The sequence below is a fragment of the Pseudomonas sp. B20(2017) genome (genome assembly GCF_002113125.1).
GTDB lineage: Bacteria > Pseudomonadota > Gammaproteobacteria > Pseudomonadales > Pseudomonadaceae > Aquipseudomonas.
Map to the genome: position 1 here is coordinate 119,208 of NZ_NEJP01000017.1, position 13,257 is coordinate 132,464.

Below are 13,257 nucleotides of genomic sequence, written 5' to 3' on the forward strand. Positions count from 1 at the left end.
GCTTAACCCTCCTTGACCAGGCCGAGATCGGTCAGCACGTTGCGGGTGGCGTTGTAGTAACGCACGTACCCGGTGCAACGGCAGACGTGATGGCCGAGGCTGTCCTCGATGACTTGTTCCAGTTTGCTTTTGACGATCGGCTGGCGTTGCAGCTTTTCCACCAGCACGGTCGCGGCGTTGACGAAGCCCGGCGCGCAATAGCTGCACTGGAAGGCGAATTCGTCGACGAAGCGCTGCTGGATCGGGTTCAGCTCTGTGACCTGGCCTTGCTCGTCACGCTTGGCGTGGCCTTCGATGGTCCGAACCTTCTTGCCCTCGAAGTAATGCGCGCCGGTGATGCAGGTGCGCACTTCTTCGCTGGTGCCGTCCGGGTTATCGACGATCACCACGCAGGCGTGGCAGATGCCCTGGCCGCAGCCCAGGCGCGAACCGGTGAGGTTTTTATATTCGTGCAGGTAATCGATCATCGGCAGGTCATCAGGGATGTCCACCGGGCCGACGGATTGACCGTTGAGGGTCAGTTGAAGCGGACGGTTAGCCATTGAGGGCCTCCTTGATGCGCGCAGCAGTGATTGGCAGATCGCGAACACGTTTACCGATGGCGTGGGCCACGGCGTTACCGATGGCACCGACCACCGGGATCATCACCACTTCGGCGATGCCTTTTGACGGGTCGCTTGGGGACAGCGGCGGCAGGATTTCCGACGTCTGCTTCCACACCGCCACATGGCGCGCCATCGGCAGGCGATAACGGTTGAAGTTCCAGTCACCCTCCCCCGGCCCGCCTTCGTACAGCGGCATCTCTTCCATCAAGGCGTGACCGATGCCCATGGCGATCCCGCCTTCGAGCTGGCCACGAACCAGCTCTTCAACCAGTACCCGACCGCATTCCAGCCACGAGTGATGGTTGAGCACTTCGACTTCTGCCGAACCTTTGTTGACCTTCAACTCGACCAGCGTTGCGACCGGGCTGTAGTAGGTCACGGCGGCGTTGTTCAACTGAACTACCGGATAGGCGATGTTCTGCCGATCCAGCAGATGGAAACCGGCGCTGGTCATCTGTGCTTTCTTCGCCTTAGGGGCGCCATCACCGTACTTCACCGCCAGACCGTCGAGCGGCAGACGCTCGCGCACGCCGTCGATGCTGTATTCGGCCTCGGCCCAGCTCCAGCGGTTGAAACCGTGAACCGTGGCGCCAGTGACCAGACCGCGCTCGTGAGCACGCTTGGCCAGCTCTTCGAAAGTCAGCGGCTGCATGCCATTGGCAGTGAGTTTGCCGTCGACCCAGTGCGCATCTTCGCGACGCACCACGTAAGGGTTGGCCTGGCCGCCGTACGGGCCCTGACGCCAGATCTCCAGCGCTGCCGGCCACAAACCGTGATTGAACAGCACGCGCGCCGCTTCACGGGTGGCGTGGCTGAAGTAATAGGCGGAGTTGGTCGCGGACGAGGCCGATGCCAGCTTGCCGACCCAGCGCGGATTGCGCAGGAAGTTGTCCTGCTCGGCCTGGCTCATGATGTAAGGGTTGCCGGCGGTCACCAGCTGCATTTCATCCCACTCGGTTTCGCCAGTCTTCACGTCGTGAGCCGCGCTGCCGAGGAAATCAGCCACCACCAACGCTTGCGAGGTGGACATGCCGGTGCCGATCTCGATGCCGATATGACGCAGGGAAATGCGCCCGTCAGCGGTGAACTCGATGCTGGCCATCGGCGCTTCAGAACCGGTGCCGAAGTCTTTCTGGCAAATGGCAAAACCCACGCCATACCAGTTGTCCGGGTCTGCTGCTTCACGCTGTTTCTTGATCGCGTCGCGGTTTTTCCAGACTTCGTGCAGCGAAGCCTTGTCGAGAATCTCGTGCAGGCGCAACGCACCGGCCGGGATTGCGCCCTGGGTGTTTTTCATCCCCGAACGCAGCGCGTTCTTGCGACGCAGATCAATGGCATCGACACCAAGGCGATCGGCGATTTCGTCGACCATCATCTCGGTGGAAGCCATGCTCTGCAGCGTGCCGTAGCCGCGCATCGAACCCGCTTCAACGGCGCGGGAATGGTAAGCGGTGACCTGGAGATCGTTCTGCGGCATGTAATAGATCGACTGCGCGGCAGTGGCACCAACGGCGGCCACCGACGGGCTGTAGTTGATCCGGCCACCACCATCGACGCTCATTTCGGCACGGAAAATCTTGAAGCTGTGATCGGTCTTGTCCACTGCCAACTGGTAGCGGATGTCGAACGGGTGACGCTTGATGCCGCTCTGGAACTGCTCGTAGCGGTCGTTGGCCAGGCGAATCGGCACACCTGCGCCGTACAACGCCGCCAGGGCCGCGTAGTAGACAAAAATGTTGTGGTCCTTGGAGCCGTAACCGACGGTGTAACCCGGGTGCATGTTCAGGTTCGCCAGGCCGAAACGCGACGGCCCGATCATCTTCGCGGTCTCGGTGGCGGTTTCCAGCGGACACTGAGTGGCGACGACGAAATGCAGGGTCTTGGTCGCCGGGTCGTACCAGCCGTTGCCGTTGTCCGGCTCCATCGCAGCAGGTTCGATCGACGGGGTTTTGTAGCGCTCGTCGAACACCAGCCAGTTGTCCGGCGGGGTGTCGATCTCTTTCTTCATGCGGTCGGCGTAGAACAGGCCGCGCTCGGTCAGGTTGCCGTGCAGGTTCGGCTGGGAATTCCACACCGGACGACGGTTCTTCAGCATCGGGAACAGGATCGAATCCTTGAGGCTGGCGAACTCGTCTTCGTCCGCCGAGGTCGGGCCACCGACGCGCACGTAACGGAAGCTGCCATAGGGATCGCCTTCGTAGAACGGTACTTGTGCACCGTAACGAATCGCTTTGTCATTGAATTTGAGTTTGTTCTTGGCCTGGCGGAAACGCTCGAAATCGTTCCAGATCAGGATCGCAACCGGGTGACCGATGAACATCGGCACCTTGCCTTCCGGCAGCAGAGGATCCGGTGCGTGCTCTTCCGGGAACACGATGCCGTCCTTGTCCAGGTCGGCGGCGGTAACGATACGATCAGGCTGCAGATCGGCGCCGAGCCACGACAGGTCGTAACCGTCGTAGATGCGGTCGGCCTTGATGGTTTTCAGCAACATGGCGTGGCCTTGCTGCTGGGGCCAGCCCGGCATGTCCTTGGAACGGATGTCGCGGGCAAACACCTTGCTGCCGCAGACCTTGGACAAGGCATCGTTACGCTGGCGCGCCTTGCCGTTGTTGCCGAGCCACTGCTCGGACGGCACGGTCACGCTGTTTTCCATCAAGGCACCGAGCGCCTGACTGCTGAGCGGTGTGAGCGTAACGCTCACACCCGCCACCAGCCCGCCCTGAAGGAACGAGCGCCGGGATATTTCACGGTTGGACATGGATCATCCTCTGGGCGGTTATGGATCCGCCCTTCTGGTTATCTACTGGGAATCTCGAGTCTTGCAGAAGCCCTTTTTGACGAAGCAAAGGGCGTGATGACAGTGCAAAGCTGACCGAAAGGTTAACTTTATAGGTTTCTGAGCTCGCAGCAAACAACCAGTTACATAAATTTGACTAAAGAATCAAAAAATCAATGCGGCATTGCATCGCAGCGACCCATGGACGCAGGGGAGATTGCCGGGCGGCATCGAACGATGCTACGGCCGCGTTCGTCGCCGAATACAAAGAGGAATTGGGGAAGAGGTCAAATTTCAGACACAAAAAAACCCGGTCTTTCGACCAGGGTCTTTGCTATCGATGCCGAATCAACCAGAAGTTGCTTTCGGTGTTTCAAGGCGTTCAGTGGTCCTTGAAACAGATATGGCGCAGCGGACGGGACTCGAACCCGCGACCCCCGGCGTGACAGGCCGGTATTCTAACCGACTGAACTACCGCTGCGTATCGCTTTGAGCTGACGCTCAAGTAACTCGTTTGACTGAAAGCTTCGGTGCTTTTCAATCGCGAACCAGACAATGTCTGACTCGTTAAATATGGCGCAGCGGACGGGACTCGAACCCGCGACCCCCGGCGTGACAGGCCGGTATTCTAACCGACTGAACTACCGCTGCGCGTCGGTGCAGGCACTTTCAGCCTACGCTCTTGCTTACGCAAGTATCTCGGGAGTGGTGGGTGATGACGGGATCGAACCGCCGACATTCTGCTTGTAAGGCAGACGCTCTCCCAGCTGAGCTAATCACCCGTTTGCATCTCCGAGGCCGCGAAATTTACGCAGGTAGCGAACCTAAGTCAATAGCAGGATTGAAGTTTTTCTAAAAAAGACGAAATTGCTTCATTCCGTATAAATCATTTTCTTGGTCATGCCGCCATCGACCACGAATTCCTGCCCCGTCACAAACCCGGCATTCTTCGACAGCAACCACGCCACCATCGCCGCCACGTCCTCGACCGTCCCTACCCTGCCCGCCGGATGCTGGGCATGATCGGTATCGGTCAGAGGCTCCGCGCGCCGCGCGGATGGATCCCGCGCATCGATCCAGCCGGGACTGACCGCATTGACGCGAATCTCCGGCCCGAGACTGATCGCCAGCGCGTGAGTCAACGCCAGCAAACCACCCTTGCTCGCCGCATAGGCTTCCGTATCAGGTTCCGACTGCGCCGCACGGGTCGACGCCAGATTGACGATCGCCCCGTTGTGCGCACGCAGATACGGCGCACAGTGCTTGGCCAGCAACATCGGCCCACCGAGGTTCACCGCCAGCACCCGATTCCAGTAAGCCAGATCGAGGCTTTCCAGGGTGATGTTGTGCGGATCGGCCACGGCAGCGTTGCACACCAACGCATCCAGGCGACCAAACTGCCCCAGCACCTCAGCGACACCCAACGCCACCTGACTTTCGTCCGCGACGTCCATGGCGATGAACCAGGCGTTCTCGCCAAGCACCTTCGCCACTTTCGAACCACGGACACGATCAAGATCCGTCAACACCACCTGCCAGCCTTCGCTGATCAGCCATGCCGCGATGCCCAGACCGATCCCGCGTGCGGCACCCGTGACCAACGCAACGCGACCATGGGTGCCGATCTTTGGCGTAGACAACTCGATCACAACGCCGCCAGACCGCGCGACAGGTCGGCTTGCAGGTCAGCGACGTCTTCCAGGCCGACCGCGATGCGGATCAGGCTGTCACGAATGCCGGCTGCCTCACGCTCCTGCGGCGCCAGACGGCCGTGGGACGTGGTGCTCGGGTGGGTAATGGTGGTTTTGCTGTCACCCAGGTTGGCGGTGATCGAGATCAAACGAGTCGCATCGATAAAGCGCCAGGCGCCCTCTTTGCCGCCCTTCACCTCAAAGCTCACCACCGCGCCGAAGCCTTTCTGCTGCCGCTGAGCCAGCTCGTGCTGCGGATGGCTCTTGAGACCGGCGTAATGCACCTTCTCGATGCCATCCTGCTGCTCCAGCCATTCGGCCAGTTGCTGGGCGTTGGCACAGTGGGCCTTCATCCGCAGATTCAGGGTTTCCAGACCTTTGAGGAAGATCCAGGCGTTGAACGGGCTGAGAGTTGGCCCGGCAGTACGCAGAAAACCGACGATTTCTTTCATCTGCTCGCTGCGACCGGCCACCACGCCACCCATGCAACGGCCCTGGCCATCGATGAACTTGGTGGCCGAATGCACAACGATGTCGGCACCGAGCTTCAGCGGTTGCTGCAAGGCAGGCGTGCAGAAGCAGTTGTCGACCACCAGCATCGCACCCTTGGCGTGCGCGATTTCCGACAGCGCAGTGATATCCACCAGTTCAGCCAACGGATTGGATGGCGATTCGACGAACAGCAATTTGGTGTTGGTCTTGATCGCTGCGTCCCAGGCCGACAGATCGGCCAGCGGCACGTAATCGACTTCCACGCCAAAACGCTTGAAGTACTTTTCGAACAGGCTGATGGTCGAACCGAACACGCTGCGCGACACCAGCACGTGATCACCGGCGCTGCACAGGCTCATCACCACCGCCATGATCGCGGCCATACCGGTCGCCGTGGCCACCGCTTGCTCGGCGCTTTCCAGCGCCGCAATGCGCTCTTCGAACGCGCGGACGGTCGGGTTGGTGTAGCGCGAGTAAACGTTGCCCGGCACTTCCCCGGCAAACCGTGCAGCCGCGTCAGCGGCGGTACGGAACACGTAGCTGGAAGTGAAGAACATCGGATCACCGTGCTCGCCTTCCGGCGTACGGTGCTGACCGGCACGTACGGCCAGGGTATCGAACGCTACGCCTTCGAGGTCGCTGTCCAGCCGACCGGCATCCCATTCCTGACTCATGCTGTCACTCCTTGCCCTGTTCTCGATAAATAAAAGTCTTTTGCCAGATACAAAACCGGCCCCTAAGGGCCGGTTGAAACTCAGTTGTTGTACAGATCGATGATCGCACTGACCGCCTGGGTCTTGACCTTCGAGGCATCGTTGCGTGCCTGTTCGATCTTGTTCAGGTAAGCCTCGTCGACGTCGCCGGTGACGTACTTGCCGTCAAACACTGCGCAATCGAAGTTTTCGATCTTGATCTTGCCGCCGCCGACCGCTTCGATCAAGTCAGGTAGGTCCTGATAGATCAGCCAGTCAGCGCCGATCAGATCAGCGACATCCTGAGTCGAACGATTGTGCGCGATCAACTCGTGCGCGCTCGGCATGTCGATGCCGTACACGTTCGGGAAGCGAACAGCCGGAGCCGCCGAGCAGAAGTAGACGTTTTTCGCGCCGGCTTCGCGTGCCATCTGGATGATCTGCTTGCAGGTGGTGCCGCGAACGATGGAGTCGTCCACCAGCATTACGTTCTTGCCGCGAAATTCCAGCTCGATGGCGTTGAGCTTCTGGCGTACCGATTTCTTGCGCGCGGCCTGACCGGGCATGATGAAGGTACGGCCGATGTAACGGTTCTTGACGAAGCCTTCGCGGAATTTCACGCCCAGATGGTTGGCCAGCTCCAGCGCTGCGGTGCGGCTGGTGTCCGGGATCGGGATGACCACGTCGATGTCGTGCTCTGGACGCTCGCGCAGAATCTTCTCGGCCAGCTTCTCACCCATGCGCAGACGGGCCTTGTAGACCGACACGCCGTCGATGATCGAATCCGGACGCGCCAGGTAGACGTGTTCGAAGATGCACGGAGTCAGGGACGGGTTGGTCGCACACTGACGGGTGTGCAGCTTGCCGTCTTCAGTGATGTAGACCGCTTCGCCCGGTGCCAGGTCGCGGATCAGGGTGAAGCCGAGCACGTCCAGCGAAACGCTTTCGGACGCGATCATGTACTCGACACCTTCGTCGGTGTGACGCTGGCCGAACACGATCGGGCGGATGCCGTGCGGATCGCGGAAACCGACGATGCCATAACCGGTCACCATCGCCACGACGGCATAACCACCGACGCAACGGTTGTGCACGTCGGTCACGGCGGCAAACACGTCTTCTTCGGTCGGCTGCAGCTTGCCGCGCTGGGCCAGCTCGTGGGCGAACACGTTGAGCAACACTTCCGAGTCGGAGCTGGTGTTGACGTGACGCAGATCGGATTCGTAGATCTCTTTGGCCAACTGTTCAACGTTGGTCAGGTTACCGTTGTGCGCCAGGGTGATGCCGTAAGGCGAGTTGACGTAGAACGGCTGAGCCTCGGCCGACGTCGAGCTGCCGGCAGTCGGGTAACGGACGTGGCCGATACCCATGTGGCCGACCAGGCGCTGCATGTGACGCTGCTGAAACACGTCACGCACCAGGCCATTGTCCTTGCGCAAGAACAACCGGCCATCATGGCTGGTCACGATACCGGCAGCGTCCTGGCCGCGGTGCTGGAGCACGGTTAGCGCGTCATACAGCGCCTGATTGACGTTCGACTTACCGACGATACCGACGATGCCACACATGCGACGCAACCCCTACTTAATGGATCTGAACTGAACAACACTCACTGAGGCGTTTTGGCCGACGGCAAGAGTTGCTCCTTGAACGGAATATCAGCGGGTACGCTGATTCCGCTGGCAAGCCACTGACTGCTCCACCCGAGAATCAGGTTTTTGGACCAGTCTGCGACCAATAAAAACCTTGGCACGAGCTGTGATTCTTTCCACCACTCGTCCTGCTGTACCGGCCCCAGGCTCAACAGCCCGACCGCCACGACCACCAGCAACACGCCACGCGCAGCGCCGAAGGCCATGCCGAGGAATCGATCGGTCCCGGACAACCCGGTGACGCGAACCAACTCGCCGATAAGATAATTGATCATTGCGCCCACGATCAGAGTGGCGACAAACATGATGGCACAGCCCGTGATCACACGAGCCGATGGAGTTTGAATGTATCCGGCGAGGTACTCGGACAGTGAGCCACCGAACATCCAGGCAACAGCTCCTGCGATGATCCAGGTCACCAGCGACAATGCTTCTTTGACGAAGCCGCGGCTCAAACTGATCAAAGCGGAGATGGCGATGATTGCAACGATCGCCCAGTCAACCCAGGTAAATGGCACAGTGCAGCCTACAGACGGATAAGGCGGCGCATTTTAGCAGAGCGCAGGGCTGTCGGTAAGCTGCGAATGTCAGTGCATTTCAATCGGGGCGATAGATTTCAGCCACGCTCAGGCTGGAAGCGCACCACAAACCCCTTCAGGTTCTGCTGGCGGCTCAAAAGATCACGCAGACGATCGGCTTCGGCGCGCTCGATCAGCGGGCCGACGAACACTCGATTCTTGCCATCAGCCGAACGGATGTAAGCGTTGTAACCCTGGCTGCGCAGGGTTTTCTGCAGGCTTTCGGCGCTGGCGCGACTCGACAGACTGGCCAGTTGCACCGACCAGCTCACCGACAGGCCATTGGCGTCGACGCGGCTTTGAGTGGTATCAGGCTTGGTGGAAAGCGCAGCGATCGGCTGAGCAGGTGCTGTAGCAGGTTTTACCACCGGAGCGGGAGCGGGAGCCGGAGCCGGAGCCGGAGCCGGAGCAACCGGTTTGGCTACCGGCGCTGGAGCCGGGGCTGGTGCAGCGGAAGCAATCGGCGCTGCTGGCGCCGTTTGCTCGGCGACTTCGTCATCACTCGGCACCGGCTCTTGCGGCAGAACCTGCGGCTCGGGCACAGCCACGGTTTCCATCTGGATCTGCGCCACCGCAGGCGCCTGCGGCGCGGCCGGCGCATCGACGGTCACCTGACGCTGCTCATCCTGACGGGAAAACAGCATCGGCAGGAAAATCACCGCCAGAGCCACCAGCACCAGGGCGCCGACCATGCGCTGCTTGTAAGCTTTATCCAGCAAAGCCATTTGCCGCTTCCTCCGTGGAGCGCCGAGACAGCCATTCGAGGGCCTCGGCGACACAATAAAATGATCCGAACAGCAAGATCTCGTCGTCGCTGGTGGCCACTGCACACTGCCCTTCCAGCGCAGCCGCCACACTGTCATAAGACGTGACCGAGGCGCCAAGGTTCTGCAATGCAACATTCAATTCAGCCACCGGACGCGCGCGCGACGAATCCAGCGGCGCCACCGCCCAATGCTGGATGCTGGCATTCAACTCACCGATGACACCGTCCAGATCCTTGTCCGCCAACAGGCCGAACACCGCCAGACGCTTGCCGACCGGCGGACGAGCCGCCAGACGTCGCGCCAGATACTCCGCCGCATGCGGGTTATGGCCAACGTCCAGCAGCAGGTTCAAGCGCTTGCCGTTCCATTCGAACGAACGACGATCAAGGCGGCCGACCACGCGAGTCACCTGCAACGCCGCAACAATCTGTTTGGCATCCCATGGCAAGCCGAGCAGCAGATAAGCCTGCAAAGCCAGCGCGGCGTTCTCCATCGGCAGATCGAGCAGCGGCAAATCGCGCAGCTCGACGACCTGACCGTCAGCATCAGTACCGCGCCACTGCCAGAATTGATCAGTGATGCCGAGATCAAAATCGCGCCCGCGCAGGAAGAACGGGCAAGCAAGCTCGCGCGCCTTGTCCAGCAGGGGCTGTGGAGGATTCAGATCGCCGCACAGCGCAGGCTTGCCCTGACGGAAAATCCCGGCCTTCTCGAAGGCTACGGATTCGCGGGTATTGCCCAGGTAGTCGGCATGATCGACACCGATGCTGGTGACCAGCGCGATATCGGCATCGACCACGTTGACTGTATCCAGACGCCCGCCCAGCCCGACTTCCAGCACCACCGCATCGAGCCCGGCATGTTGAAACAGCCAGAACGCCGCCAGGGTGCCCATTTCGAAGTACGTCAGGGAAGTGTCGCCGCGCCCCGCTTCGACCGCCGCGAAGGCTTCGCAAAGCTGCGCGTCAGTGGCTTCGACGCCATTGAGCTGCACCCGCTCGTTGTAACGCAGCAGGTGCGGAGAATTGTAGACACCAACGTTCAGGCCCTGCGCCCGCAGCAATGAAGCCACGAAAGCGCAGGTCGAACCCTTGCCATTGGTGCCGGTGACCGTAATCACCCGAGGCGCCGGCTGGCCCAGTCCCATGCGGGACGCTACCTGTTGCGAACGCTCCAACCCCATGTCGATGGCCGATGGATGCAACTGTTCAAGGTAGGCGAGCCACTCGCCAAGGGTGCGCTCGGTCATACGTTGGCAGGCACCGGCGGAACCACGATCGGCTCAACAGGAGCAGCGACAAATGTCGGCGTAGGCTGACCAGTCAGTTGCGCCAGCAGGTTGCCCAGACGTGGACGCAGTTCACGACGGTCGATGATCAGGTCGATGGCGCCGTGCTCCAGCAGGAACTCGCTGCGCTGGAAGCCTTCCGGCAGTTTTTCACGCACGGTCTGCTCGATCACGCGTGGACCGGCGAAGCCGATCAGGGCTTTCGGCTCGCCGACGATCACGTCGCCCAGCATCGCCAGACTGGCGGAAACACCACCGTAGACCGGGTCGGTCAGCACGGAGATGAACGGAATGCCTTCTTCACGCAGACGCGCCAGCACAGCCGAAGTCTTTGCCATCTGCATCAGCGAGATCAGGGCCTCCTGCATCCGCGCACCACCGGAGGCGGAGAAGCAGACCATCGGGCAACGGTTTTCCAGCGCGTAGTTGGCGGCGCGCACGAAGCGCTCACCGACGATGGCGCCCATGGAACCGCCCATGAAGCTGAATTCGAACGCCGAAACCACGACCGGCATGCCCAGCAGGGTGCCGCTCATGGAAACCAGTGCGTCTTTCTCGCCGGTCTGCTTCTGGGCAGCGACCAGACGGTCCTTGTACTTCTTGCCGTCGCGGAATTTCAGACGGTCAACCGGCTCCAGGTCGGCGCCCAGTTCGGCACGGCCTTCGGCGTCCAGGAAGATGTCGATGCGCGCACGTGCGCCGATGCGCATGTGGTGGTTGCATTTAGGGCAGACGTCCAGGGTCTTTTCCAGCTCCGGACGATACAGCACAGCCTCGCAGGACGGGCATTTGTGCCACAGGCCTTCAGGGACCGAGCTCTTTTTGACCTCGGAACGCATGATCGAAGGGATCAGCTTGTCTACCAACCAGTTGCTCATGCTTTCTTTCTCCAGTACCGGCGGCCCGAACGCTCTGGTTCGCGGCCCCGCGTATGCCCTTCAGCTAAATTCATGTGTGGCGATGATCGTCCGGGCTGCCGGGTCAGCGGAACTGACCTGCGCACACCCCGAAAAGACCCTCAGCCTCTTTTCTACAGAGCTGTGGACGGCGGCAGTCTGCCAGCCGTCACATCAGCGTACGGCGTTGATGAATGCACGAATCTTTGCGTGATCCTTGATGCCCTTCCTCGCCTCTACCCCGCCGCTGACATCCACGGCATACGGCCGCACCCTCGCGACCGCATCGGCGACGTTCTCCGGCGTCAGGCCACCGGCCAGAATCAACGGCTTGCTCAAGCCCTGCGGAATCAATGACCAGTCGAACGCCTCGCCGGTTCCGCCGGGCACGCCTTCGACATAAGTGTCTAGCAGCACACCGCTGGCGCTTGGGTAAGCATCGCAGGCAGCAGCAATGTCATCGCCCGCCTTGACCCGCAAGGCCTTGATATACGGCCGGTGCCAGCCTTCACACTCGACGGCGGTCTCGTCGCCGTGAAACTGCAACAGATCCAGCGGCACGGCATCGAGGATTTCCCCGAGCTCACAGCGGCTGGCATTGACGAACAGCCCGACCGTGGTCACGAACGGCGGCAATGCGGCGATGATCGCCCGCGCCTGCTGCACGGTAACCGCCCGGGGACTTTTAGCGTAGAACACAAAACCGATGGCATCGGCCCCGGCCTCGACGGCTGCCAACGCATCCTCTATGCGGGTAATCCCGCAAATCTTGCTGCGAACGGCTGACATGTCGATAAAAACTCCAAGGCAAATCCGAGAAAGTCCCGGATGGTAACAAATGCGTTCGAGGGCGTCAGCCGTCAAGTTCCGAGAAACCCGTAAGGAAATGTGGCCCGATGAAACGCTCGGGCAACGGGAACTCGTCGTGGTACTCGACCTGCACCAGATACAGACCGAACGGATGCGCCGTGACCCCGCCGGAACGCCGCTCGCGGCTCTCGAGCACTTCTTTCATCCACTCCACCGGCCGCTCGCCGGCACCGATGGTCATCAGCACGCCGGCAATATTGCGCACCATGTGGTGCAGGAACGCGTTGGCGCGGATGTCCAGCACGATCATTTTGCCGTGACGGGTCACACGCAGGTGATGCATCTTCTTGATCGGCGATTTGGCCTGGCACTGGCCGGCACGGAACGCGCTGAAATCATGGGTACCGATCAGGTACTGCGCAGCTTCGGCCATGCGCTCCACGTCCAGCGGACGATGATTCCAGGTGATTTCTTCGTTGAGATGCGCCGGGCGGATCTGATCGTTGTAGATCACGTAGCGATAGCGCCGGGCAATCGCCTTGAATCGCGCATGAAAATGCGCCGGCATGACCTTCGCCCAACTGACGCTGATGTCGTGGGGCAGATTGATGTTGGCGCCCATGACCCAGGCTTTCAGCGAGCGGTCGACCTGGGTGTCGAAATGCACCACTTGCCCGCAGGCATGCACACCGGCGTCAGTGCGCCCGGCGCATTGCAGCGAGATCGGCGAATCGGCGACCTTCGACAGGGCGTTTTCCAGGGTTTCCTGCACGGTGAGCACACCGGTGGACTGGCGCTGCCAGCCGCTGTAGCGCGAGCCCTTGTATTCAACGCCCAGCGCGACGCGGAAAAAGCCTTCGGGTGCCATTTCGGCGGCCGGGTTATCTATGTTTGCCAAGTCGGTACAGCCTGCTGATCTACAAAGGCGGGCATTATAAGGCGGCGGGACGGGGAAACCAGACCCAAACAAAAACGGCAGCCTCATGGGCTGCCGTTTTGTTTAGCGC

At 60.8% G+C, this 13,257-nt stretch carries 11 protein-coding genes and 3 tRNA genes; all 14 read right to left on the bottom strand.

Annotated features, from left to right (window positions below; all coding sequences use genetic code 11):
• Window positions 1-2: 2 nt before the first annotated feature.
• Window positions 3-542, bottom strand: coding sequence for a (2Fe-2S)-binding protein (locus tag CAF63_RS23095; RefSeq protein ID WP_007956473.1), 540 nt, complete (start codon window positions 540-542; stop codon window positions 3-5).
• Complete coding sequence (locus CAF63_RS23100; protein WP_085612807.1) at window positions 535-3,366, bottom strand: xanthine dehydrogenase family protein molybdopterin-binding subunit; 2,832 nt, start codon at window positions 3,364-3,366, stop codon at window positions 535-537. Before CAF63_RS23100 ends, CAF63_RS23095 begins: the two co-directional genes overlap by 8 nt.
• 422 nt (window positions 3,367-3,788) lie before the next feature.
• Window positions 3,789-3,865, bottom strand: a tRNA-Asp gene (locus CAF63_RS23105).
• A 93-nt stretch (window positions 3,866-3,958) separates the two neighbouring features.
• Window positions 3,959-4,035 (bottom strand) — tRNA-Asp (locus tag CAF63_RS23110).
• A 55-nt stretch (window positions 4,036-4,090) separates the two neighbouring features.
• Window positions 4,091-4,166 (bottom strand) — tRNA-Val (locus tag CAF63_RS23115).
• A 90-nt stretch (window positions 4,167-4,256) separates the two neighbouring features.
• A complete protein-coding gene (locus CAF63_RS23120) occupies window positions 4,257-5,033 on the bottom strand; it encodes an SDR family oxidoreductase (protein ID WP_041475192.1) in 777 nt (258 codons plus the stop codon).
• Window positions 5,030-6,241 (bottom strand): O-succinylhomoserine sulfhydrylase, encoded by a 1,212-nt coding sequence (locus tag CAF63_RS23125; protein WP_085689259.1) that lies wholly within the window; start codon window positions 6,239-6,241, stop codon window positions 5,030-5,032. The genes CAF63_RS23120 and CAF63_RS23125 overlap by 4 nt, the downstream gene beginning before the upstream one ends.
• Window positions 6,242-6,321: 80 nt before the next feature.
• A complete protein-coding gene (gene purF, locus CAF63_RS23130) occupies window positions 6,322-7,827 on the bottom strand; it encodes an amidophosphoribosyltransferase (RefSeq protein ID WP_007956466.1) in 1,506 nt (501 codons plus the stop codon).
• Between the two features lie 41 nt (window positions 7,828-7,868).
• Window positions 7,869-8,429 carry a CvpA family protein gene (locus CAF63_RS23135; protein WP_085689262.1) on the bottom strand — a complete coding sequence of 187 codons (561 nt, stop codon included), beginning with the start codon at window positions 8,427-8,429 and terminating at the stop codon, window positions 7,869-7,871.
• Between the two features lie 98 nt (window positions 8,430-8,527).
• Complete coding sequence (locus CAF63_RS23140) at window positions 8,528-9,214, bottom strand: SPOR domain-containing protein (protein ID WP_085689265.1); 687 nt, start codon at window positions 9,212-9,214, stop codon at window positions 8,528-8,530.
• A complete protein-coding gene (gene folC / locus CAF63_RS23145; RefSeq protein ID WP_085689269.1) occupies window positions 9,198-10,505 on the bottom strand; it encodes a bifunctional tetrahydrofolate synthase/dihydrofolate synthase in 1,308 nt (435 codons plus the stop codon). Before folC ends, CAF63_RS23140 begins: the two co-directional genes overlap by 17 nt.
• On the bottom strand, window positions 10,502-11,422 hold the full coding sequence (gene accD, locus CAF63_RS23150; RefSeq protein WP_085689272.1) for an acetyl-CoA carboxylase, carboxyltransferase subunit beta: 921 nt from the start codon (window positions 11,420-11,422) through the stop codon (window positions 10,502-10,504). The genes folC and accD overlap by 4 nt, the downstream gene beginning before the upstream one ends.
• A gap of 192 nt (window positions 11,423-11,614) precedes the next feature.
• Window positions 11,615-12,229 (bottom strand): phosphoribosylanthranilate isomerase, encoded by a 615-nt coding sequence (locus tag CAF63_RS23155; RefSeq protein ID WP_085689275.1) that lies wholly within the window; start codon window positions 12,227-12,229, stop codon window positions 11,615-11,617.
• A gap of 64 nt (window positions 12,230-12,293) precedes the next feature.
• Entirely contained in the window at window positions 12,294-13,118 is an 825-nt protein-coding gene (gene truA / locus CAF63_RS23160; RefSeq protein ID WP_085689278.1) for a tRNA pseudouridine(38-40) synthase TruA, read from the bottom strand.
• Between the last annotated feature and the right edge of the window lie 139 nt (window positions 13,119-13,257).

Excerpts from the sequence above, each read along its gene's own strand:
- CAF63_RS23095 (WP_007956473.1), bottom strand. The coding sequence starts at position 542 with ATGGCTAACCGTCCGCTTCAACTGACCCTCAACGGTCAATCCGTCGGC.
- CAF63_RS23100 (WP_085612807.1), bottom strand. The coding sequence starts at position 3,366 with ATGTCCAACCGTGAAATATCCCGGCGCTCGTTCCTTCAGGGCGGGCTG.
- CAF63_RS23125 (WP_085689259.1), bottom strand. The coding sequence starts at position 6,241 with ATGAGTCAGGAATGGGATGCCGGTCGGCTGGACAGCGACCTCGAAGGC.
- purF (WP_007956466.1), bottom strand. The coding sequence starts at position 7,827 with ATGTGTGGCATCGTCGGTATCGTCGGTAAGTCGAACGTCAATCAGGCG.
- CAF63_RS23140 (WP_085689265.1), bottom strand. The coding sequence starts at position 9,214 with ATGGCTTTGCTGGATAAAGCTTACAAGCAGCGCATGGTCGGCGCCCTG.
- folC (WP_085689269.1), bottom strand. The coding sequence starts at position 10,505 with ATGACCGAGCGCACCCTTGGCGAGTGGCTCGCCTACCTTGAACAGTTG.
- accD (WP_085689272.1), bottom strand. The coding sequence starts at position 11,422 with ATGAGCAACTGGTTGGTAGACAAGCTGATCCCTTCGATCATGCGTTCC.
- CAF63_RS23155 (WP_085689275.1), bottom strand. The coding sequence starts at position 12,229 with ATGTCAGCCGTTCGCAGCAAGATTTGCGGGATTACCCGCATAGAGGAT.
- truA (WP_085689278.1), bottom strand. The coding sequence starts at position 13,118 with ATGGCACCCGAAGGCTTTTTCCGCGTCGCGCTGGGCGTTGAATACAAG.